Below are 23,444 nucleotides of genomic sequence, written 5' to 3'. Positions count from 1 at the left end.
TCATCGTTAAAACCTAGTAACCCGGATTTTGCGTTAGATTTGGATTTTTTATAATCTCCTCCGCAGAAATCGGATAATAGTTATGAAACGGTTTGATATTTGCCGCTCCGATCGGATTGTCGTCAGCAACCGATTTAACGGCCTCCACCAGCTTATTCCATCTAACTAAATCCCATCTTCGTTGAAATTCACCGGCAAATTCAATGGCACGTTCTTTCATGATCTCCTCACGTAGGTTTTCCTGTGACGGGTTTGCGAGCTCATTCAATTTAGCGCGTTTCCTTACTTCATTGAGCCATTTTGTACTTTCTGCTATATTTCCATCTTCATTATAAGCCTCTGCCAGAATCAATAAGACATCTACGTAACGTAATATATAAAGGTTCTTACCACTTGCTTGCGCATTGGCATCCAGATCCCAAAATTTAGGCCCGAACCAGGGGTGGTCCGGTCTCGGCCATTTGGTAAAGGTCTGCCCATTATAACCATAGCCGAGCACAACATCCTTACGTTGATCGTTCGGTTCGAACATCTTCGCTAATTTAAGCGTTGGCCTGCAGACGCTCCATCCATCGATAATATAGTTCCCGAAGTCTACACCTGCATACGTGCTTTTGCCCGGATCTCTCGCAGGCATATAATAGGATACCTGCTGGTGTGTTTTGATATTGGTGGCAGTGGCAGCATCACGAAGAAATTGAACTTCGAAAATGGACTCCGCATTGTTTTTAAAACGATTATGCACATCAAAAACATCGGCATAATTTGGCAACAGCGAATATTGGCCGCTTTGAACAACCTGTAGTGCGGTTTGCTGCGCATTTGTCCACTCTTTGTTATAAAGATATACTTTAGCCAAAAGGGTCAAGGCCGCTCCTTTAGTTGCCCTACCTACATCACTCGTGCCATAACTTAATGGAAGTGTCTCAGCAGCCTCGCTCAAGTCTTTTATAATCTGAGCTCGAACTTCAACTAGTGGTGTTCGTGCAAGCTGACTTACCGCATCTACATTCAGCTCGTCCGTCCATAGCGGAACATCTCCCCAAAAATTAGATAGTATGAAGTAATAAAGGGCCCGTAGAAATTTTGCTTCCCCAACAAGCCGTCCTTTTAATTGTTCGTCAATAGGAGCTTGTGATACGCGGTTGACTACCATATTTGCGTTCTTAATAGCCGTATAGGCTGCGCTCCAAACGCCACCGGTACCTGTATTTCCGGAAGTGAAGGTATATTCATGCGGGACGAGATTGTTTGCATCTTCCGTATAAGAAAGATCGGTACCCAGATCTACAATCCGCCAAAATTCCGGCGATCCATAAATCGTGTTTAAAGATCCATAGACGCCGTTGACGGCTTGTGTACATTGCTCGCCGTTGGTAAAAAACTTATCCGGAGCAATGAAGGTCTTCGCATCTTCGTCCAAGGCTTTTTCGCATCCTCCAATCAGCATGCTCCCAGTTAGCAGGAACATAAACAGATATATTTTCATTGTTATTATTCTTGTTTTCATTGTCAATTTGGATTAAAAGGTCATATTTAGTCCGAGGGTTATTGTTCTACTATTCGGATAGTTCCCATTGTCAGTAGCAATGATTGTTGAACTACTACCGCCACTATTTACTTCGGGATCAAATCCATTATACTTTGTCAGCAGAAACAGGTTCGTGCCACTGACAAACACCTTCATATCTTTAACAAGCCGTTTCAACAACAAACCCTTTAGGTTATAACTGAGCTGAGCTGATTTAAGCCGAAGGATAGAAGCATCATGCAATAATCGGTCGCCCGGTATGTTATCACGTGATTCCACTGCCGGAATATCCGAAGTTGGATTATTTGGCGACCAACGGTCAACCATATACTTGTACTGGTTCGTTAAAGAAGAACCCATCCCTGCGAAAAATTCCATGGCATTGAACATTTTATGGCCTTGACTAAACTGAAAAAAGAAATCAAGCATAGCCCGTTTGTAAGTAAATGTACTTCCAAATCCACCAAACAATTTAGGATTTGCCGGCGCAAGGTAATGGTAGTCCATCGCGTTTAGTGCCCCATCCTGGTTGTAATCAACATATCGTGGTCCTCCAGGTCTATAAAGATTGGCCGTTGAGACCAGGGTTCTCTCGCCGGCAGGCTTGCTCAATTCGGCATCTATTTCTTCCTGACTTTTCCAGGTTCCTGCATATTCAACACCATAATTAGCACCGATGGGTACACCTTTTTCTAAATAACTCGTAAGTACGCCGTAACCGATGCCGGCATCTAAAGAAACTCTGCTGAGCGGACCGATATCGGTTACTTCCTGTCGGTTTGTTGAGAGGTTGATGAGTGCGTTCCATGTGAAATTACGATTTCGGATCACATCGCCACTTAGTGAAAAATCAAAACCCTCATTTAATGATTTTCCGAGATTAACAATACGTGATCCGTACCCGGTTTGTGATGGAATCTGAACGGTCAGTAACAAATCTTTGCTCACCATCCGATAATAGTCGGCCGTAAAGCTCGCTCTTCCATTAAGGAATTCAACATCAAGTCCAGCGTCCAATTGAGAGGTGGTCTCCCATGTCAACCCGTCATTGCCAATGTTTCCCTGCGTATAACCCAACGCCTGCGTACCTCCGAAAATATACGCATTACTGTTTGCCGATAATGAAGCCAAAGACTGGTAGTTGGCAATACCCTGATTTCCCGATAAACCGTAGCTGACCCGGAGGGAAAGATCGGATATCGCGCTACGGATCTTAGCATGCTCAAAGAAGGATTCATTAGAGATTCTCCATTTGACAGCACCTGATGGGAAAAAGCCCCACTTCTTTCCTGCGGCAAAATTGGAGGCGCCGTCTCTACGACCTGTAAAGGTAAAATAGTAACGATTTTTGTAATCGTAATTAATGCGTCCCAAGAAAGAGGCAATCGTATTTTCATCCAGGTTGGAAGCGATGCCCCGATTCTCCTGTTCTGTAATCCCTAGGTTATTGTATTGCGTAATATCATTCGTAAGTCGCGAACCCGAAGCATATAAGCGGTCGATATCCCTGGTCTGGTAGCTCGTTCCAAGAAGAAAATCGAAGTGATGCTCTCCGAAGCTTTTCGTATAATTCGCTGTGTTTTCATTAATTAAGCTACTGGTATTGTAGATATCAGAAGAGGCCGAGCCGTACATAACCTTGTTATAAATCTTGCTTGGCATATCCGAAGGACTGTAGTAATCCGCACGCTGATTGATAAAATTGATACCCAAGGAAGACCTTAGCTTTAACCCCGGAATCGGTTCGTACTGAAGGTAAAAGTTTCCAATAACGTTGTTAGCGAGCTGCTTATTGGTGATCTTATTCACAATCGCTACCGGATTATCAATATGTCCTCCTGTATACCAGATAGGATTGAATGTCTCATAGCTTCCGTCCGCTTTATAGATAGGTATAGTAGGTGCTAAAAAAACATAAGAGGATGACCAGCCCGTATTCGATCCTAAATTCATGCTACTAAGCTTCTTGTTTTCGCGGCTGATATTAAGATTAACGCCAAGATTAACCTTGGACGAGAGGTTCTTCGTAAAGTTAAGACGCCCCTGATAACGCTTAAAATCGGTATTCTCAATAATACCCTGCTGGTTTAATACATTACCGGACAAATAATAAGTATAACCATGATCCCCTCCTGCTCCTCCCGACGCTGATAAGTCATAACTTGAAAACGGAGCGTCACGAGTTACCGCATCTATCCAATTTGTACCTTCTTCGCCGACTATATTGATGACTGAATCTACATTCGGATATAGCGCCGGCTGCTTCCCGAATATACGGGCTTCGTTTATAAACTCAGCAAACTCTCTCGCATTCATCATTTCCGGCCGCTTTGCTAGTTGCGATACCCCCTGATTCGTAGAAAAACGAAAATCATTTCTACCCACCTTCCCTTTTTTAGTCGTAACCAGCACTACCCCATTGGCGGCTCGGGAGCCGTAAATAGCTGTTGTAGAAGCATCTTTAAGGATATCAATGCTTTCGATATCGGCGGGGTTAATTGAGTTCAGGTTTGTTCCACTTGGATCAACAATACCATCAATGACATAAATGGGTTCGTTGGTCGCACTTATGGATCTGGAGCCTCTGACACGGATGGTGGTAGGACTTCCTGGGGCGCCGTTTGTTGATTTAATATATACGCCTGCTGCGCGCCCCTGCAACATCTGATCAATTCTGGTTGCAGGTAAATCTGCTAACTTTTCCGTTGAGATGGTACTTACCGAACCGGTAAGGTCCTTTCTCTTGCTTGTACCATACCCAATTAGCACCACTTCATCCAACATGGTCTCCTGAGGCTTTAATTTGATATATATGGAGCTGATAGACCCCTGATTGGTAAGCACCTCTTCGCTATATGGCCTATACCCCACCAGCCGAAAATTAAGTCTATAGGTAGCACTATTTTGTAAGCCGTTAACTTGAAATAGCCCCTGTTTGTCTGTAATTGTGGTTTTTACAGGCTGATTTTCCCTCAATTGAACAGTTACCGTTACCCCTTCCAACTGTCTACCGGCAGTATCAACAACTACCCCTTTAATACTTGCTTGTTGCTGCGCAAATCCCGGTTTTGCCAACACGAGCAGCAACAGTAGCCAAAAGCAACACTCAAAAGTTTGTTTCTTCATAAATTGTCTGTTTATCTTATTTTAATTTTTTACACAATAAGAAGCCATACCGCAATTTTTGCAGTTCATCGCTGTTTATATTTTGATTATTTATTGTTTTCTATGAATCAGGATAGTATCCCCACGTTGATCAAATAATAGATTATTCATATTACAGATAATAGAAAGTGTAGTTAACAGTGGCATATCTTCGTCGAGGTTACCGGTAAAATACAGATTCTTGACATCCCGATCCTTATAATCAATTGATACCTTATAGTATTTTTCTAAGGTTCTGAATGTTTCTGAAATCGAGGTATTTCGAAATGAAAGAGAAACAGCCGATTCTTCGGTTTTTAAAGATGGTATTTTCTTAAGTGATTGTGTCCGTTTAATTGCAGTAACCTCCACTAAACCTGTTTCCAAGTTTAAACTGAGTTTTTTCCCAGGTATTAAATACGTCTCTTTCTTGAAATCTTTGCCACTATAAACGACTACCTTACCTTTGAGAAGTTTAACATCAGCAGCGTTTTTGCGCGCTAGGTTAACATCAAATACGGTCCCCAGCACCTTCGTGATTAAACTTTTACTTTTCACAATAAACGGAATTCCTGGGTTTGGCTCCACCTCAAAGCGGGCATGCCCCTTCACCAGCTCAATGTTCCGATTGTCTTTGCCAAAATCTTCGTTATACAGAAAAACGCTTTGCGGGTATAGCGTTACTTTCGATCCGTCCACGAGTCTAAGCTCACGCACATCCTTTGAAAAATTCTGTTGTTGAAAAATCTTTGACCGGTGCTTATTTTCGGTTAACAACGTTTCCTTTTTTTCAGGGGCTTTTGAAAAGTGTCCAACCAGCGCTCTTGCTATAAGTGCGAACAGAAATATAGCAGCAGCATACTTTATGTAACGGAAAGAATAGTAACTTCTGTTTTTAGGTGTTTTCGCGGTAATCTGTTCCATCAATCGGTATTTGATCGTTTGAAGGTGGTCTTGCTCTCTCTTCATAGTCACATCCTCCTGATCGATCAATTCCCGGATCTGTAAACGTAATTCTCCTTCGTCAGCGGTGCCAAAGTACGCGAAGAGAGCATGTAGTTCCTCCGGCGTACATGCATTTTCAATATACTTTTTAAGTAAGGAGGTAATAGGGCGTCGCTGTTTATCCACTTTTTGCTCTTTTATTACCAATATGCGCGAGCAGGAAAAACACACTAATCACTTTTGATTTTTTTTATTTTTTCCTGATTTAACGAAATGCAATCGTCTTATTTCGATTTTTCATGGAGGAAAAAGTTAGGGATGAAGCTTCTTAAATTTATCACCTAGCGATAAACCATATAGGCGGTTACAACGATCATTGCCATGTCGGTGGACTGAAATAGGGTTTTTCGAACGATAGCGGTTGCGCGAACAAGATGATTGCTAACGGTTGATATCGATATATCTAATTGTAATGCCGCTTCTTCATAGCTTTTTCCTTGCAAACGGCATAACTCAAAAACCTCGCGACAACGTGGTGGCATATCGGTCATTGCATCCTGTAATAGTTTGCGGCTTTCTTTGAGGTAATAGTCCTCTTCAGTATGGGTGTAAAGTTCATCAAAGGTCTGTAGAATATGCGTTTGTAGTTTGACATCCAATGCCACCTTTCGATAGAACTTATAAATTTCGTTTTCAGTAACCCTATACAACCAAGGCTTAAGCGAATAATTTGAATCCAATGTATGGCGATTTTCCCAAACTTTTAAGAAGACGTCCTGAAGCATTTCATCGGCAACAGCACTGATCTTCACAAATTTCAGCAATTTACCATAAATCGCCTGGCTGTAATGATCATAAATTTTTCCGAAAGCTACCGGATCACCGGCTTTCATTTGATCTATAAGCTTTTTCTCGGCAAGCACAGTTGAAAAGGAGGTCGTCATAGCGTTGAATTACCAACAGAATATTTCCAATCATCAAAACTAAAGTCCCTTTATTAATAAATCATGAATAAATCTTAATGTTTTATCTGAGCATGAATATTTCCGTCGCCCCTCTTTTGATCAAGAAGCGCCTCAAAATAACCTAAATAATAACTTTTTGAATAGCTGGTTTTTTTTCGGTTATGACAGTAGGTATAAGCATGAAAAGAGCCTTCTTCAAATTGTGGTGGAAGTTCTACTTCGATACGTCCGTCTTTACGATACCAAACCTGATCACTCTTGGCGCCTATGCCGAGCTCGGGACTGATTACAATTAATACCAGTTCATCGCTATCTCTTGCCATTGGATGTGGTTCGTTCGTAAAAAAGACTTCCAATATACCGGGCGATCGCACCACATCGGCTATGGCAGGCGGGGGTAAAGCTCCCATGCTGATCATTACCCTTTCAGGAACAATCATTTGATCAGGATAGGTGCCTGCAACCGCCTCCTGTATTACTTTTTTTAATGCTTGCCCAAAGGCTTTACTCTTTTTACCATTGCCATATTGGCTCCAACCCTCGTTGATAACAGGCCGTAAAGGGTTCAAAAAGGCCATTGCCAATCTCATGCGCTGTTGGCTGGCAAGCTTTCCATAAGGTTCTTTTTCCTTTTTCGGTATATTTGCATCAAAGAAAAATTCCATAAGCTAATATTATTGGTTATTGGTTGTTGGTTATTGGTTGTTGGTTATTAGTTATTGGTTGTTGGTTGTTGGTTATTGGTTGTTGGTTATAGAAAGATATTTGGTAGGAGATACTCGTTTTTTTTGGCTATCGCTAAGAAATAACCATACATGAATACACTCGCCTTCTAATGCCTCGTATCTAACCGTAGCTTCCGCTTGATAGCGCAAAGGCGTGGTGTCTGGTGAATCAAATAGGTCACTACTCGCTGTATAACATAAAATATGAACCTGATCATCTAAGGAACCACCCAATCCATAGGTTTTCGGATTCCAGGTTACTTTTATCTGCCCAGGCTTCACTATCTCCAATTTTTCAGCCCCCGCGGTAAATAAAGTTCCCTTGCTGAATTGAATCAAACTATAGTTTAAATGCGGCTCGTTATTTTCGTCAAGTGAAAAAGCATGATCAAAATTCTGCTGAAAAGCAATATTACGCGCAGTAGCTTTGCGTAAGTAATTTCCGAAACCCACCTCCACCACTTTTTTTATAGGAATAAAAAACTCATTTAGTAATTTGAATTTTTTATAATGCAAAACTTGCTCTTCACTTGGTTTACCTTTATTCTTGTAAGTCCGCGAAAAGCCTTTAATATAATTTACACCTCGCCAACGACTGCCAATAATGCTACCTGTTTTACCACTAAAAGGTCCATTTATGCCTTTGTTGTAAGTTCCCATAATTTAGATTTAAATGCTAAATAACGCTTTTCTCTCTGTTGATAGGACTTATACCTATCGTTTACAATAAAAGTAGAAAAAAATAAGTTTGAATAGAAAAAGAAATATATAAAAAGTGCAGATTTATCGTAAAGTTATCGTTTCGTTATCGTAAATTCATCGTATATTTTACGATCATTTTACGATAACAAAACTATTAAAAAACTATGAAATTGGATATTTAACTATTGTCTTTATAATTTTTTATTCCTTTTTTGTTATGTTTTTTTAATAGGATAGCAAGAAGCTTTCTGCCACTCATTTCAAGCCCAATCAGCTCTTTAAAAAGCAAATCCGGCGCTAACTAGGAGCTTCACGATCTTACGAGCATTTCCTCACCATTTAAGAAATTTTAATATCTTAGCCTTCTATAACAATAGAAATGCAACTTGAACGGGTTACTACATTCATTTTAGATAAGTTAAGGCACGAGCTTACTGCCTCTTTTAGCTATCACAATGTGGACCATACGCAAGATGTTATGCATGCCGTAAAAGAAATCGGCTCACAGGAACATATTACCGAGAATGAATTACAGCTGTTATCGACTGCGGCACTTTTTCATGATACGGGTTTCTTAATATCTACTAAAAATCACGAACTACACTCATGCCATATGGCGCGCAGGTATCTCCCTCATTATTCCTATAGCGAGCAGGATATCAGCCAAATTAGCGACTTAATCATGGCGACGAAAGTGCCACAGCAACCAAAAAATCACCTGGAAGAAATTATCTGCGATGCAGATTTAGATTATTTGGGGCGAGCAGATTTTTTTGAGATAAGCGAAAAACTCTATCGTGAAATGTTAGCGCTTGGCACCGTATCTTCTCATCAGGAGTATATGCAGCTACAATTGGAGTTTCTCTCAAATCATCGATATTTTAGCAATACCGCAAAAGCATTACGTAATAAATTAAAAGAAGAAAATTTAACCAAATTAAAGACAAATTCGGAATCTTAGCAATATGAACTCAAAATCGACGGCGATCGCCCGTGACATTATTTATGTAGTTACGGGTATTTTATTCTGTGGTTTTGCCTTAAAAGGTTTTTTGGTCCCTAATCAGTTTTTTGATGGTGGTATCACCGGAATATCTTTATTAATACACGAAATCTACCATGTTAACATCGCTTATGTCATCGTACTCGCCAACCTACCCCTCATTATAATGGGCGCCTTCCAGGTAAGCAAGAAATTCGCTTTAAAAACATTGGCCTGCGTTATATTGTTAGGTATATGTTTGCTATATGTTCCTTACCCGATTATCACATCCGATAAACTACTGGTTTCTATTTTTGGAGGTGTTTTTATGGGAATTGGCGTCGGTTTATCCATGCGAGGCGGTTGCGCTTTGGACGGTATTGAGGTGCTCGCCCTTTATACCCTTAAACGGAGCAGCTTTACCATCAGTGAGATTATTTTAGGTATCAACATTATTATTTTCTTGATTGCAGCGGTTCATTTGGGACTTCCGACTGCACTCTATTCCATTCTGACTTATTATACCGCATCAAGGGCTATTACTTTCGTAATTGAAGGGCTCGAAGAATATACAGCGGTTAATATTATATCAGCCCATAGCGAACTGATTAAGGAAAGGTTAGTAAAAGACATGGGAAAAGGCATTACGGTCTATAAAGGTGAGCGCGGCTTCTTAAAAGAAAGTTTTGATGTGAGCCACCCCGTTGATATTGTTTTTACGGTGGTAACTCGATTTGAAGTACGAAGGCTCAAGAATATGGTACATCAAGTTGATCCGCAAGCCTTCGTATATACGAATACCATTAAGGAAGCAGCGGGCGGTATATTGAAGAGAAGAGCAAGGGAACATTAATCCCTTACTATGCAGTCACTTCATAAATATTGACAGGATTCGCTTTGTTTTTCAAGTTTACGGTTCCAAGCGATGAAAAGCCGAACGATTGCTTGGCCTGTTCATAAACATGTTCAGCAACAACGATTTGACCGGCTTTGGCTATGGACTGTAAGCGTTGGGCTAAGTTAACGGCATCACCTATAACGGTATAATCTAAGCGTTTCAGTGAAGCTGATCCAATATTACCGGAAATTACCTCGCCGGTATTGATGCCTATAGAGACGTCGGGCTTAAAGGTGTGATCGCCGGATCGAATCGCCTCAATAGCTGCAATCTTTTCTTTCGTTGCCAGCGCCGCATCAATTGCCCGGTCCAAGTGATACTCCCCTTTAAAGACAGCCATCACCGCATCGCCCATAAATTTATCGATGTGTCCATTGTAACTGATAATTTCTTTCACGATTACATCGAACAGGTCGTTAATCAGTTTTACGACATCATCAGCGGCGACAGTTTCCGTAATGGCCGTAAAACCACAAATATCAATAAACACAACTGTTGCCTCAATGGTCTCATTGATCAATAAGCTTTTTTCAAATTCCTGATGCGTCATAAAATTGAGCACATTCTCATCCACATACATCTTTAGGATATTATTCTCTTTAATGGCCTTTAATGTGCTTTTGATCTGTTCCACATGTCCCAGTGTTTTTTCTATTGTTACATCCAGATCATCAAAATTCACCGGTTTGCAGACAAAATCAAACGCACCTCGATTCATTGCCGTACGGATATTTTCCATATCTCCATAGGCCGAAACCATCACGGCTTTGATTACGGGATTGGCCTCCGGGAGTTTAGTAAGCAAGGTCAATCCATCCATACCAGGCATATTGATATCACTCAAAATAATATCAATATCTTCTTCTTCTTTTAACAATTGGAGCGCCTCCAAGCCATCCTTGGCAAAAACAAATGAATAGATTTGCTCTCGGATTTTCTTTCTAAATTTTTGCCTGATCAAAAGTTCGAGATCTGCCTCGTCGTCTACAACTAATATCTTAGCCATGCTCTTCTAAATTTTTTAATTTTTCCCTTAACAAGTTAAAATCAAGTGGTTTCGTCAAAAAGTCATCAGCACCTAATTGCATCGATTGCCGATAGTTTTCTTCGTCTCCATAGGCCGTAATCATCATCACAAAAGGTGGTGTCCCTCCGTGTTTCTGCCTGATATGCGATAACAAGTCCAACCCACTCATACCTGGCATATTGACGTCGGACAGGATAAGAACAACTTCGGAACCATCGTGAAGAAGATACTGAACAGCTTCTTCTCCAGACAATGCGAACTCAAAAATGATGGATCCCGTTTTGATTTCCTTACGAAATCGCTGTCGGAATAAGGGCTGTATATCGATCTCGTCGTCAACAACTAATACTTTCATTGCTTGTCGGGTATGATAATAATAAATTTTGCGTATTCTCCTTCTATTGTTTCCACTTTTAACTCTCCTCCGTGCATTTTTGTAATAATATCATAGCTCATAGATAATCCCAAACCGGTGCCTTGACCAGTTGGCTTGGTCGTGAAGAAGGGCTGATATATTTTTTCTAAGACGGCACTTGGTATGCCTAGGCCATTATCGGCCACCGTAATCTTAATCGATGCTTCTTGAGCATCATCAACTATATGTTCGGTAATAACGGTTACTCTTGGCATAAAACTCCCACCTATGTGTTTTCTCTTCTCGTTGACAGAATAAAAAGCATTATTGAAAAGATTAAGCAGCACACGGCCGAGATCCTGCGGTACCACTTCAATGGAAGGCAAGGCGGTGTCAAATTGGGTATCGATAGTGGCATTGAACGATTTATCCTTGGCTCTCAAGCCGTGATAACTCAATCTAACATATTCATCCGCTAGTGCATTAATATCGGTCATTTCTTTTTTTCCACTGCTGCTACGAGAATGTTGGAGCATACTTTTGACGATACCGTCAGCCCTTTTACCATGAAAATTAATCTTGTCTAAGTTCTGCGTTAGGTCTGCTATAATTTCTTCTGCCTCCTCTTGTCGAGCTCCTTCCAGTGCCTTCAGAGGCCCTCCTTTCAATTCGTCCAATAGCTCGATACTCACTTCCGAAAAATTGTTCACAAAATTCAGGGGATTCTGTATCTCATGGGCAATACCGGCCGTGAGCTCTCCTAGAGAGGCCATTTTTCCGATTGAATAAGTTGGGCTTGGGTATTTCTTAATTCGTCGAGCGTCACTTGCAACTCTTCTTTTTGTTTAACCAGCTCGGCCGTGCGTTGTGCTACTTCGTGTTCTAAATCGACTTTCAGCTGCGCCATAATCCGATGTTGCGCCTCTTCCGCTTCGCGTCTAGCTCGTTCCCTCTCTAAAGCTTTCCGTTGATTTCTGTTCACGAGCCACATGCCTCCGTACCAAAGAACGCCAAACAACACGGCACTCTCGAAAAAATCATCCGTTTTTTTGTAAAATGATGGAAAAAACTCCTGGACAAAAGAGCTGATAAATGAAAGGATAGCATAAGGCAATATCGAAAAAATCATGTGCCTTCCCGCCTGTAATTCCTGTCTCCGGTAAACAAGGTACAATAGAGCAAATAGGAAGACCTGTACAAGCAAGGTAACCAAATAAGTGCTTGAAACAACGTCAAGGATGATCAATGCGATACTCACATAAAAGCCAAACTGAAGATATTTAGCCAAATCGTAATCTACCTTTTGATAGTTGACCTTCTTTTTAAGGAAACTAATCAGGAGAAGTGCAAATATGGGCTCTAGTGTCATAAAACAAAGGTTTAGCTTGCCAATAAGTAGCTATTAAAAAAACTATAACTTTTTGCTCAAACATAGATAAAATCACCTGCACCTACAACAACAATTCGATGGAAGGCTAAACTTTTTGCGCTACTTCTTGTTTTAGACAATAGTAGATAGTGAAAGGGGGCGAAACGTAAAAATTATTGATCAAATTACTGTTATGTTAGAAAGATTTGCAAAATGGGCCCATGAAATAGACCATGAATGGACGGGCTATTCCACCACTTATGACAAACAATCGTTCATTGTCTTTGACAACCTAAAGAATGAGGTTGCTCGTATCGATTATAATGACGGCCGATATGACATATCGGGTAACAATACACCAATTGTCGAAAAGTTAACCAATATGACGCAACACCGGCATTAGTTATCGTGGCGTTATTTTCAATAAAAAAGTAAAAGGACCATTATAGGGTTCACCTGCCATTTGATTTTCGCTAACAACGATACGGTAGACTCCGGGTTCTTTTATGTTATACTCCATGGTTGGGCCAAAAGGCCCGTCTGCTACATTATTGGGAAGAAAGATCTGAGCAATACGAACATTTCCATTGGGTTCGCTGGGTTTAACAGAAGCGGATAACTTTCCAAGGGTTTTTACATTAAATGAAAATACCACATGTTTTCCCTTTTCCATCTTGGCTTCTTGGGCCGCCTCCCCATTAATCAGTTGTAGATTAATGGAATCTCTATTGTCCTCAAGTGGTGCCACTGAGGTGGTTGATTTATCAATGTCGGCAGCGTCGGTTTCATTAGTCTGATCTGTTGTTTTATTGTTATTGCAAGCTGCGAATAAAAAGAAAGAGAGTATTACTGAAAAGCCAGTTATTGTAATTGCTTTCATTAAGATACAAGTTTTGATTTATAACGTAACAGCAGGATTTTTGAATTGTTTCAATGTACAAAAACCATGAGGGAAGACTTTCTCTTGTTTTACAAATAATTTGCAGTTATAAAGTGAATTACTATCTTTGCCGACACAAATTCTTTTGGGGGTTTAGCTCAGCTGGCTAGAGCGCTTGCATGGCATGCAAGAGGTCACCGGTTCGACTCCGGTAATCTCCACTAAAATGATCCCGCAACCGGCGGGATTTTTTATGCTCTTTTGATCCGCTTTTTCACTTATCGGCCATTGTCTCAATAATCTTCCCTAGTATATTGTTCTAAGATATCAGTGTTTCAGTAAACACATTGGAAGGCTAAAGCACGCCATATGAACAAGGTGAAGCAATTTGGTTAAAACATCATTTCACGCCAATGAATTTTAGCAATACTATAAAAAAATCCCCGCCGGAAATGACGGGGACTTTTTATAGTATGTTCTCTTTCGCTTAGTTAAAAGTATACTTAAACCCAATACTGAAACGGGAAGGTTCAAAATCCGACTCGTCCGTTAGGGTCCACCAAGGTTTCCAATCAAAATGGAAAGCTAAAGGCGCGGAAGGCACTTTATATTCCAAACCTAAAGCTGGACGGATTGCAAAATACGTTTTATTGCCAAAAGGTCCACGGTCAATAAAGCTTAGTTGCGGACCTACACCGATATACCAGTTAAGCCCTCTCGCTCCGCTAATCGCTTGGTTATACGAATAATCCGCTCCAAGCAACACATGGTTATCGGCAAATAAAACTTGCACATTAGCAGCATCTTTTGAGTTAAAAAAATGCTTTAATTGCGGTCCAACCAAAGTACGTCCATCCCCTAAATCAATACCTAAACCCAAGGCATTGCGGTATTGCGCTTTGGATTCCTGTGCTAAGAATACAAATAAAAAACAGTTAATAAAGATAAAAATCGATTTCTCATAATAAATAATTTTGTTTTTAAACTAATTTTTTACATCCACCAGATGTATTTTGTCCTGTTGTAGCAAATTTCTTGCCAAAGATACACAGATTTTCACATGCGCAGATTCAGTTCGGCCAGTGCGGCGATTACCTTCGTCATTTGGTCGGTTTCGAGTTTAAAATATTAAATGCGAATCCCTGAATCTCAGCTGATTTAGTTGACTTTGAAATAGGTTTGAAAGAGAATATGCTTTGGTATTAAAAGTCACATTGCTCAACAACTAGGGCTGCTGCTCCCAGCAGCTGCACTTCTTTAGACAAGTCAGACACGGCAATGGTGGTTTGTTCCGATAACCTGGGAATGCAGAACTCGTTAATTGCTTGATGAATCGGAGCCAACCATATCTTACCGGCCGCTGCCCCTCGTCCACTTAACACAATTCGTTCCGGATTCATGATATGAATCAGTGTTGCCAGACCTTTGCCAATCATAAAGCCGCCCTCAGCAAGTAGAGAAACCGCCAAGGGATCACCCGATCTCGCTGCATTCAATAAATGTTCGCCGGAAAGATTATGATCGTCCTGAAAAAGTTGTTCCAATTTAGACTTTGCGCCTATCATCATCTCTCTCTTCGCTTTTTCAACTAAAACCAACAGGGAGGCATCCACTTCCAAACATCCGCGTTTGCCGCAGGAACATAGGTTATTACTATTTGCCAAAGGGATATGGCTAAACTCCCCGGCGTAACCGTTATGCCCACTAAAAAGCGCGCCATCTACAATCATGCCCAATCCGATACCCCAGCCGATGTTGACTACCATTACATCTTTATAACCTTTAGCCGTGCCAAAGTTTAATTCAGCCATCGCAATAGCACGTGAATCATTGTCAACATAAACAGGGAGTCCCAGCTTTCTGCTTAAATGTTTTGGCAAATGCTGATGATCGGGGAAAAACGTATGATTAATCCCCTCCTTCATATTGTATACACCGGGCATGGCAATTCCTACACCTAAAATCTGATCGGCCGGCAGCTTGCTTTCCGTAAGAACTTGCTTGATACAGGCAACAAGATTATCAATTGCGATCGGATTCTGCGAAATTTCTAAGCGAAAGGATTTTATGGGTTGAACAAGCTCATTTCCGAGATTAAATATACAGATCCGTGTTTCAAGCTGATCAACAGCTACTGCTAAAATAAAGCTGTTTTTTTCCCGGTTCAAAAGATAGGTAATTGGGCGCCTTCCTCCTGTTGAAGGAGCTAATCCATACTCAACAATATATCTTTCTTCCAATAGTGCTAATACAGACGATGACACAACGGGTAAACTTTTAGATGTCATCGTACATAAATCGGCCAGCGATAAGGCACCATTATAATATAGTTGCCTTAGAATAGCTTTTCTAAGGTGTTGTTGTTTTAGTATTTTTGCTGTCAAACCGGTTAGTATTAATAATTATCTAAAATTAAACAATAATCACGTATTGTCCTAATATTGATTTTCATTCGAATAATCCGTCTTTAAAAGGTAATGAAGTTTGCTTACCTGTGCCGACTGCGCTTATTTACCCATATCCTTTTGAGCGGCAGCCAAGCAGTTCATTTATCATCCTCCATGCAGCAATAGCGTTGCCAAATTCAGAAATCGACCTTACTCCCTCTCAAACAACTATTTCATTTAGACGTTGTCCGTTAATGAACATTAATTGTTCATTAACGGACAATCAAATATAAAAAAGAAACGGGCCGAAAGATCTTTCGGCCCGTTTCTTTTTATTAAATAATACTAAATATTTTCTTCGACTAGCTGTTGTAGCTCTAATATTTCACTGCTTCTCCTCCGGGTTTCACCGGCCAATTTTGCATCAGTAGCTAGCGATTTACCGTAAGATGGGATCATCTCTTTAAATTTATGTTCCCAGGTTTTGACTTGTTCGGGGAAGCATTTTTGCAACAGTTTGATCATAATAGAAACTGAAGTTGATGCACCGGGAGAAGCACCAAGTAGAGCAGAAATAGAACCGTCTGCACTGCTTACCACCTCGGTACCGAATTCGAGCACGCCGCCGTGCACCGGATCTTTTTTAATAACCTGTACACGCTGTCCGGCTATTTCTAATTCCCAATCTTCTTTACGAGCCGTCGGCACGTATTCCCGCAGCGCCTCTATTCTATCGTCCGGTGATTGTCTAACCTGATCTATTAAATATTTAGTCAGCTTCAGGTTATCCAGTCCTGCCGCCAACATCGGTCTAATATTATTAATCTTGATGGAAGCCGGTAAATCCAACCATGATCCATTTTTAAGGAACTTTGTGGAAAAGCCAGCGTAAGGACCGAAAAGTAAGGCCTTCTTACCATCGATGATACGTGTATCAAGATGCGGAACAGACATCGGTGGAGATCCAACCGCTGCCTTTCCATAAACTTTCGCTTCATGTTGAGCGATGACGTCCGGGTTGGTGCATCGAAGCCATTGACCGCTTACCGGGAAGCCACCGAAGCCTTTCCCTTCTTTAATATCTGATTTCTCGAGTAAAGGCAAAGCACCTCCACCAGCACCGATAAATACAAACTTTGCAATAACCGTGCGTTTACGCTTGGTTGTGCTATTCCTCACTTCAATCTTCCACCTACCATCCGATAAACGCTCTAAATCGCGCACCTCATGAGCTAAACGAAGTTTAAAATTAGGCTGCTTCTTTAAATATTCAAATAGACAACGAGTAAGTGCTCCGAAATTGACATCCGTACCAATATCCATTTTTGTAGCTGCAACCGGTTGATCAGGGCTTCTACCTTCCATAATCAAAGGAATCCATTCCTTGATGGTAAGCTGATCCTCGGAATATTCCATTCCTCTAAAAAGATGATGATCCTTCATTGTCTCATATCTCTTTCGAAGGTAAGAGACATTAGCATCTCCCCAAACAAAACTCATATGAGGCACACTTCTTATAAATTGAGCCGGATTCTTCAGAACTCCCTTGCTTATCAATTGCGCCCAAAATTCTTTTGAGACTTCAAATTGTTCTGCAATATTAATGGCTTTTTTAATTTCGACGGAACCGTCCGGTAATTGTGGCGTATAGTTTAATTCACACAGGGCAGAGTGTCCGGTCCCTGCATTGTTCCATGCATCTGAACTTTCCGCTGCTACTTCGTCTAAACGTTCAAAAACCTCTATACTAGCTTCTGGCTGAATCTGGTTTAACATGATGCCCAAGGTAGCGCTCATGATTCCCGCACCTATCAATACAGCATCCTTTTCTTGAATGGTGTTTTTGTTACTTTTAGTCATTTCAATCTATGGTTTGCAAAAATAACACCATCCGATTACATTTTCTTAAAAAAATAACAAAAGAACAGAATTATTTACATATATAATACAAAGTGACTTCCGTCATGGTTTTGCAATTATTCGTTACCGCCATTTTTTTATCCAATACAGCAATCATGATTTTTAATCGCTTTTTCCAGCTCGGAGCACTTCTCTGGAAATGACCATTTTTTGTATTTCGGAAGTACCTTCTCCTATCGTACAAAGTTTCGCGTCCCGGTAAAACTTTTCCACTGGAAAATCCTTGGTGTATCCATATCCACCAAAAATCTGAACGGCTTCTGTAGCAACCTTCACAGCCACTTCAGAGGCATAATATTTAGCCATAGCGGAAGCTTTCGTTACAGGGATTCCCTTGTTCTTCCATTCTGCAGCTCTTTGTATTAAGAGTTCAGCCGCTTCTACTTCAGTAGCCATATCCGCTATTTTGAACGATATCGCTTGGAAATTTGCTATTGGCTGTCCGAATTGATGGCGTTGCTGACTATATGTGATAGCTGCATCCAGTGCCCCTTTGGCAATTCCCAAGGCTAGAGCCGCTATTGATATTCGTCCGCCATCCAATACCTTCATCGCTTGCTTAAACCCTTCTCCCTCCACGCCCAATAAATTGCTTTTTGGTACACGAACATTGTCTAAAATAAGTTCAGTTGTTTCGGATGCACGCATCCCCAACTTATTTTCTTTTTTTCCATGCGTAAAGCCAGGTGTACCCTTTTCGATCATGAACGCAGAAATTCCACCTGACTCACCTTTATTACCCGTACGGGCCATCACCACCGCAATATCCCCGCTCTTTCCGTGGGTAATCCAATTTTTGGTTCCATTGATAATATAATGGTCGCCCTCTAAAACAGCAGTTGTAAGCATATTTAATGCATCAGACCCTGTATTCGCCTCAGTGAGCCCCCAAGCACCGATCCATTCCCCCGAAGCTAGCTTCGGCAACCAGCGGGCCTTTTGCTCTTCATTTCCAAAAGTAAGCAGGTGTCCGGTGCAGAGTGAATTATGCGCTGCCAGGGAAAGGCCGATCCCTCCACACACACGCGCAATTTCGACTATTACATCAACATATTCGTGATAACCGAGTCCAGCCCCGCCGTAATGCTCAGGCACCAATACCCCCATTAGTCCCAAAGCCCCCATTTGACCAAACAATTCGCGAGGAAAAATCTGCTCTTCGTCCCATTCCATAACATGTGGAAGAATATTTTTTTGTGCAAAGTCACGTACCATTTCCCGAATCATGGATTGATGGTCCGACGAGAAATAAGATGTTTCTCTATTTTCAAGCATAATAATTTATAATATGGTAATATACAATAATAACCAAATTATATCTTAAAAAGAATATAAAATCAATATTTAAAAATAACAAAACAGTATTTGGTATAAAATCAAAGCCTATTCGTTTAGAATCGTATTAAGTTGTAAGTTATAAGTTTTGTGTGATACGTAAGGGTTAGTAGTGCAGCAATACTTTACTATCCACTCTTAACAATTGATCAGCGTTTAGGAGAGATTTTCGTAACATTCTTTCTAAACACGTGTCTTATATTCGTTAAACACATTTAATGCAATCAAAATGATAAAGAAAATTTCCATATTCTTACTCTTATTATCTGCCTTAACCATTGTAAAAGCCCATAATAAAACGGCAGAAGAACAAGGCAAACAATCCGTGCTATTAAAGATGAACCTAAAAAAAGGTGCTTCTTATCTTTTTAGCACCAGCATTGACCAACTCGTCAATCAGGAAGTGATGGGAAATCAGATGGACATCAAGCAACAAACGCAGGTAGATTATATCTATGAAGTGGTTGAGAGCAATACTCAGGGTATGAAAATCAAGAGCACTTATCAAACGATGGCAATCAACATGGAAACACCTCAAGGAAATTTTCATTTCGACTCAAAGCGTACAGACAATCCGGAAAGCCCGCTAAAAGCAGTTGGAAAAATGGTTGGCAAAAGCTTTTTTATGTATTTAAGTCCCGAAGGGGAAGTGACGAAAGTCGAAGGCATGCAGGATGTTTTGAATTCCATCGGTGGAGAAGCAAGCACGCAACAGTTGTTGAAACAGCAATTTAGTGATTCGGCTTTCATGAACATGATGAATGTCTCATTAAATATCTACCCAAACAAAGAAATTCAACCCAATGAAAGCTGGCAGAAAGACTTCAAAATGCCAATGGCCGGTATGATGGAGATGGACCTGCAAAACCAATACACCTTAACCGCCATCAATGGAAAACAAGCTGATATTTCGGTACATTCAACGATTAAATTAAGCCCTCTCAACTCTGAAAGCCCTTTGGGCAATATGCAAATCAACCTTACAGGGACTCAGGATGGCAAGGTTCAAGTGGACAGCTCCACTGGTCTTATCAACTCGAGCACAATAAATCAGCAAATCAGTGGTGACATCTCCGCACAGGGGATGAAGATTCCTATGAAGATTACCTCTAAAATTACATTAACGGGAAAAGCGTTGTAGGGTTGCTGAGTAGTTAAGTTTGGAAGTCGTTAAATAGGGAAATAGTTGAGTAGGAAAGTAGTTAATTATTCGTAAGTGTTTGCTTTTTCGGCACTCATGAGCTTCCTACGGTCGGTTAGCCGATGTGATAGTGGGAAGGGCCGGTGCGACCGAAAACTGATTTCCGAAAGCCGAAAGCCAACTTCGAAAGCTGCTAGTAGATAAGTTTGGAAGTCTTTAAGTAGCGAGCTGTAACTACTATTCAACGACTTCACTATTCAACAACTCAACTAATAATTAATAACTAACAAGGGAGATAAGCTGATTGCTATAGGGCAAGAGACGTTGTCTCCCGTTTAAAAAATCTAAACTTATTACAAAACTATATCCTGCTATTATTCCACCAAGTTGCTGAATCAGCTTACTAGCAGCGACTACCGTTCCCCCGGTTGCCAGCAAATCGTCATGAATCAAAACGCGAGCGCCTGGTTCAAAAGCATCGGTATGCATCTCTATAGTAGCTGAACCGTATTCCAGATCGTAGGATTGCTTGGTTGTTTGAGCAGGTAATTTCCCCTCCTTCCTTATCGGAACGAACGGTATTCCTAGATGATTTGCCAACATCAAACCGAACAAAAAGCCCCTACTTTCAATGCCGGCGACTACATCGAAGTGTACCTCTTTTAAGCGTGTTGCAAACTCCTCAATCACGAGATTACACAGATGGGCATTTTTTAGTATTGGGGTAATATCTTTGAATACGATACCGGGCTTGGGAAAATCTACAATATCTCGAATAGTAGCTTTCAGCAGATTGTCAATCATTGATCAAATATTATATAGGGTGCAATTTTACGCAAATATTTCCCATCGAATACAGGAATTCGTGATAAATCTTCCAAGTTTTTATAGTTACCGTGTTGATTTCTATAAGCGACGATCAGCCGTGCATACTTCGCTTTGATATAAGGATGCTTCCGTAACTCGTCAAGACTTATGCTGTTAATCGCGATGCGTTTTACATCGGTACTATCAACTTTTAAATAGGGTTCAATTTGTTGGTATCTTATCGTATCCATTCCATATACCTCCCGAAGTTGCGAAACTGAATAGAAACCGCCTAATAAATCGCGGTAACGAATGATGCGCGAGGCGAACACCGGTCCAATTCCAGGCAAGGGAAGCAAGGAAAGGCTGTCTATCTTGTTTAAATCCAATACGGAAAGCACGATCTGCGCCTTGCCGGATGTAGGTATTTTTTCTATAGGATGACGAATAGGGAAATCACTTTGAGATCGCGTTGCTGTCTCTACGCTTTTGATAGTTATATAGGGTTCGAGACGTTTATAATCATCCTGTGAAATTGTATATATTTTAAGTAGGTCATCTTTTTTCCTAAAACGGCCTCCCTTCGCCTCAAAATTCTTAATATTCTTAATTTGGCGTTCTTTAAGTCCCAGCTGTTGCCACTTGATTATTGGTAGATCATTCGGATCGAATTTGAAATAATGTGCGACGGCCTCTTGCTTTGATGCTTGTGCGCCAAGCTCTTCGGAGCGGTCAATCTCCACATCCTTCCAATCCGCTTCCAAGACTTCGATACGGGGACTATCCGGTTCATAAAACATACTGTACAGAAGCGGAATCAGCCATATAACCACGATTAAAAAAAGTAAACCGGAAATGCCGTTCAACTCTCTTCTGTGAAAGCCAAAATGCCTTTGCAGTCTTCTCAACATTTTTGATTAGTTTTTATTCCCAATTAAATAATATACAGGAATGCCCATCAATACAATAATCAGTCCCGGCCAAGTAAAGGTAGGCTGGTAAATTAGCAGTCCGATACAAATTGAGAACGCAGCTATGACGTAAATAGCAGGAAGCACCGGATACCCAAAGGCTTTATAGGTCCGGGGTATATCAGGTCGTTTCTTACGAAGAATAAATACGCCGATGATCGTTAACGCATAGAAGATCAATACGACAAAAATCACATAGTTCAATAAGTCGCCATACTTACCTGTCAAGCAGAGTGCCGAAGCCCAAACGCATTGAGCCCATAGCCCCCAGCCAGGTACTTCGAACCTGTTCAGCTTTCCTGCTTGTTTAAAAAAAACACCATCATTTGCCATGGTATAGTAAACGCGTGCTCCGGATAATATGAGTCCGTTGTCGCAGCCAAAAGTCGAAATCATAATCATAACAGCGATTACGACGGTACCGACATTGCCGAAAATGGCATGAGAAGCCACAACAGCGACGCGATCAGCCGGTGCAAAAGCGATATCCTGTAAAGAAACCGTAGCTAAATACATGACATTGGTAGACACATAAATAACTGTCACGATCAATGTGCCTAAAAAAAGGCTTAACCCTATATTGCGTTCAGGGTTTCTTATTTCCCCTGCTATGAATGTCACATTGTTCCAGGCATCACTGGAAAACAAAGAACCCACCATCGCTGATACAATTGCTGCAAAAAGTGCGGCTCCGCTGATATTGACAAACATCTCGCCACTGAAATCCCATGTTTTAGGCGTCCAGGCATCTGTCCAGTTCAAATTCCATATTTCCGATTTAAAAGCAGTTATCAATCCCAGGATAGTCAATCCCCCTAAAGAGAGTATCTTAACGATGGTAAGCACTGTTTGCAAAATCTTACCATTTTTTACGCCTCTTGTATTAAGCCATGTGAGCAAGACAATCACGGCAATTGCTGTGATTTGGGCCGCATTTAACTGAAATATATTATACTGATATAAGATGTGCTCATCACTTACTGCCGGAAAAAGGTAAGCCGTAAATTTAGCGAACGCAACACCAACCGCTGCAATAGTCCCTGTTTGAACAACGGCAAACAAAGCCCAACCGTACAGAAAAGCAATCAGTCGATTATAGGCCTCCCGAAGATAAACATATTGTCCTCCGGCCTTGGGGAACATGGCAGAAAGTTCACCATAGCTTAAGGCTGCCGTAAGCGTAATGGCACCGGTAAGCAGCCATATAATAATCAACCATCCGGCACTTCCAACCTGACGTACAATATCGGCGCTAACAATAAATATGCCTGAGCCTATCATGGATCCAACCACCAACATGGTCGCATCTAATAGGCCTAACTCTTTTTTCATATGATTTTCGGATTGTGCTTGATTCATC

The 23,444-nt window shown here is 40.9% G+C and carries 22 protein-coding genes and 1 tRNA gene; 5 read left to right on the top strand and 18 right to left on the bottom strand.

Annotation, left to right across the window (positions count from 1 at the left end; all coding sequences use genetic code 11):
• Window positions 1-13: 13 nt before the first annotated feature.
• The 6 genes from QT327_RS19835 to QT327_RS19810 all read right to left on the bottom strand — a co-directional run bounded on the left by QT327_RS19835 (window position 14) and on the right by QT327_RS19810 (window position 7,970).
• Window positions 14-1,489, bottom strand: a complete 1,476-nt coding sequence (locus QT327_RS19835) for a RagB/SusD family nutrient uptake outer membrane protein (protein ID WP_289553807.1) — start codon at window positions 1,487-1,489, stop codon at window positions 14-16.
• 33 nt (window positions 1,490-1,522) lie between these two features.
• On the bottom strand, window positions 1,523-4,657 hold the full coding sequence (locus tag QT327_RS19830) for a SusC/RagA family TonB-linked outer membrane protein (protein ID WP_130856403.1): 3,135 nt from the start codon (window positions 4,655-4,657) through the stop codon (window positions 1,523-1,525).
• A gap of 90 nt (window positions 4,658-4,747) precedes the next feature.
• A complete protein-coding gene (locus tag QT327_RS19825; protein WP_130856402.1) occupies window positions 4,748-5,806 on the bottom strand; it encodes a FecR family protein in 1,059 nt (352 codons plus the stop codon).
• Between the two features lie 155 nt (window positions 5,807-5,961).
• A complete protein-coding gene (locus QT327_RS19820) occupies window positions 5,962-6,564 on the bottom strand; it encodes an RNA polymerase sigma factor (RefSeq protein ID WP_130856401.1) in 603 nt (200 codons plus the stop codon).
• Between the two features lie 74 nt (window positions 6,565-6,638).
• Window positions 6,639-7,250 (bottom strand): DUF6266 family protein, encoded by a 612-nt coding sequence (locus QT327_RS19815; RefSeq protein ID WP_130856400.1) that lies wholly within the window; start codon window positions 7,248-7,250, stop codon window positions 6,639-6,641.
• Window positions 7,251-7,322: 72 nt separating this feature from the next.
• The gene (locus QT327_RS19810; protein ID WP_013665539.1) at window positions 7,323-7,970 is read right to left on the bottom strand and encodes a DUF6266 family protein; all 648 of its coding nucleotides are present in this window, start codon (window positions 7,968-7,970) and stop codon (window positions 7,323-7,325) included.
• A gap of 421 nt (window positions 7,971-8,391) precedes the next feature.
• Between QT327_RS19810 and QT327_RS19805 the strand changes: the two genes are divergently transcribed.
• Both QT327_RS19805 and QT327_RS19800 read left to right on the top strand, forming a co-directional pair.
• Entirely contained in the window at window positions 8,392-8,973 is a 582-nt protein-coding gene (locus QT327_RS19805; protein ID WP_130856399.1) for an HD domain-containing protein, read from the top strand.
• 4 nt (window positions 8,974-8,977) lie between these two features.
• Window positions 8,978-9,847, top strand: coding sequence for a YitT family protein (locus QT327_RS19800; RefSeq protein WP_013665537.1), 870 nt, complete (start codon window positions 8,978-8,980; stop codon window positions 9,845-9,847).
• A 7-nt stretch (window positions 9,848-9,854) separates the two neighbouring features.
• Here the strand turns inward: QT327_RS19800 and QT327_RS19795 are convergent, their stop codons facing one another.
• The 4 genes from QT327_RS19795 to QT327_RS19780 are packed head-to-tail and all read right to left on the bottom strand — an operon-like array spanning window position 9,855 to window position 12,643.
• On the bottom strand, window positions 9,855-10,898 hold the full coding sequence (locus QT327_RS19795; protein WP_130856398.1) for an adenylate/guanylate cyclase domain-containing protein: 1,044 nt from the start codon (window positions 10,896-10,898) through the stop codon (window positions 9,855-9,857).
• Window positions 10,891-11,274 carry a response regulator gene (locus tag QT327_RS19790; RefSeq protein WP_013665535.1) on the bottom strand — a complete coding sequence of 128 codons (384 nt, stop codon included), beginning with the start codon at window positions 11,272-11,274 and terminating at the stop codon, window positions 10,891-10,893. Before QT327_RS19790 ends, QT327_RS19795 begins: the two co-directional genes overlap by 8 nt.
• The gene (locus QT327_RS19785; protein ID WP_289553804.1) at window positions 11,271-12,047 is read right to left on the bottom strand and encodes a sensor histidine kinase; all 777 of its coding nucleotides are present in this window, start codon (window positions 12,045-12,047) and stop codon (window positions 11,271-11,273) included. The genes QT327_RS19790 and QT327_RS19785 overlap by 4 nt, the downstream gene beginning before the upstream one ends.
• Entirely contained in the window at window positions 12,035-12,643 is a 609-nt protein-coding gene (locus tag QT327_RS19780) for a sensor histidine kinase (protein ID WP_289553803.1), read from the bottom strand. Before QT327_RS19780 ends, QT327_RS19785 begins: the two co-directional genes overlap by 13 nt.
• 193 nt (window positions 12,644-12,836) lie before the next feature.
• Between QT327_RS19780 and QT327_RS19775 the strand changes: the two genes are divergently transcribed.
• Entirely contained in the window at window positions 12,837-13,046 is a 210-nt protein-coding gene (locus tag QT327_RS19775; RefSeq protein WP_013665533.1) for a hypothetical protein, read from the top strand.
• Here QT327_RS19775 and QT327_RS19770 read toward each other — a convergent pair whose 3' ends face one another.
• Window positions 13,047-13,523, bottom strand: coding sequence for a hypothetical protein (locus QT327_RS19770; RefSeq protein WP_130856396.1), 477 nt, complete (start codon window positions 13,521-13,523; stop codon window positions 13,047-13,049). It abuts the gene before it with no gap.
• A 147-nt stretch (window positions 13,524-13,670) separates the two neighbouring features.
• Between QT327_RS19770 and QT327_RS19765 the strand changes: the two genes are divergently transcribed.
• A tRNA-Ala gene (locus QT327_RS19765) sits at window positions 13,671-13,744 on the top strand.
• A gap of 266 nt (window positions 13,745-14,010) precedes the next feature.
• Here the strand turns inward: QT327_RS19765 and QT327_RS19760 are convergent.
• The 4 genes from QT327_RS19760 to QT327_RS19745 all read right to left on the bottom strand — a co-directional run bounded on the left by QT327_RS19760 (window position 14,011) and on the right by QT327_RS19745 (window position 19,105).
• The gene (locus QT327_RS19760; RefSeq protein ID WP_289553802.1) at window positions 14,011-14,403 is read right to left on the bottom strand and encodes a hypothetical protein; all 393 of its coding nucleotides are present in this window, start codon (window positions 14,401-14,403) and stop codon (window positions 14,011-14,013) included.
• 322 nt (window positions 14,404-14,725) lie between these two features.
• Window positions 14,726-15,907 carry an ROK family protein gene (locus QT327_RS19755; RefSeq protein WP_130856395.1) on the bottom strand — a complete coding sequence of 394 codons (1,182 nt, stop codon included), beginning with the start codon at window positions 15,905-15,907 and terminating at the stop codon, window positions 14,726-14,728.
• Window positions 15,908-16,255: 348 nt separating this feature from the next.
• Window positions 16,256-17,770, bottom strand: coding sequence for a malate:quinone oxidoreductase (locus QT327_RS19750; protein ID WP_149105313.1), 1,515 nt, complete (start codon window positions 17,768-17,770; stop codon window positions 16,256-16,258).
• Between the two features lie 162 nt (window positions 17,771-17,932).
• The gene (locus tag QT327_RS19745; RefSeq protein WP_289553801.1) at window positions 17,933-19,105 is read right to left on the bottom strand and encodes an acyl-CoA dehydrogenase; all 1,173 of its coding nucleotides are present in this window, start codon (window positions 19,103-19,105) and stop codon (window positions 17,933-17,935) included.
• Window positions 19,106-19,394: 289 nt separating this feature from the next.
• Between QT327_RS19745 and QT327_RS19740 the strand changes: the two genes are divergently transcribed.
• Window positions 19,395-20,306 carry a DUF6263 family protein gene (locus tag QT327_RS19740; protein ID WP_130856392.1) on the top strand — a complete coding sequence of 304 codons (912 nt, stop codon included), beginning with the start codon at window positions 19,395-19,397 and terminating at the stop codon, window positions 20,304-20,306.
• Window positions 20,307-20,582: 276 nt separating this feature from the next.
• Here the strand turns inward: QT327_RS19740 and QT327_RS19735 are convergent, their stop codons facing one another.
• From QT327_RS19735 to QT327_RS19725, 3 genes are read right to left on the bottom strand one after another with little or no spacing between them, the layout of a single operon-like run.
• Window positions 20,583-21,110 (bottom strand): adenine phosphoribosyltransferase, encoded by a 528-nt coding sequence (locus QT327_RS19735; protein ID WP_013665526.1) that lies wholly within the window; start codon window positions 21,108-21,110, stop codon window positions 20,583-20,585.
• Window positions 21,107-22,024 carry a ComEA family DNA-binding protein gene (locus QT327_RS19730; protein WP_130856391.1) on the bottom strand — a complete coding sequence of 306 codons (918 nt, stop codon included), beginning with the start codon at window positions 22,022-22,024 and terminating at the stop codon, window positions 21,107-21,109. The genes QT327_RS19735 and QT327_RS19730 overlap by 4 nt, the downstream gene beginning before the upstream one ends.
• 6 nt (window positions 22,025-22,030) lie before the next feature.
• Complete coding sequence (locus QT327_RS19725; RefSeq protein WP_198140335.1) at window positions 22,031-23,416, bottom strand: APC family permease; 1,386 nt, start codon at window positions 23,414-23,416, stop codon at window positions 22,031-22,033.
• Between the last annotated feature and the right edge of the window lie 28 nt (window positions 23,417-23,444).

Origin of the sequence: Olivibacter sp. 47 (assembly GCF_030372825.1) — a bacterium.
In the GTDB taxonomy this organism is placed as follows: domain Bacteria; phylum Bacteroidota; class Bacteroidia; order Sphingobacteriales; family Sphingobacteriaceae; genus Olivibacter; species Olivibacter oleidegradans.
Note: the sequence above shows the minus strand (reverse complement) of the source record. Positions and strands in the feature narration are given on the sequence as shown.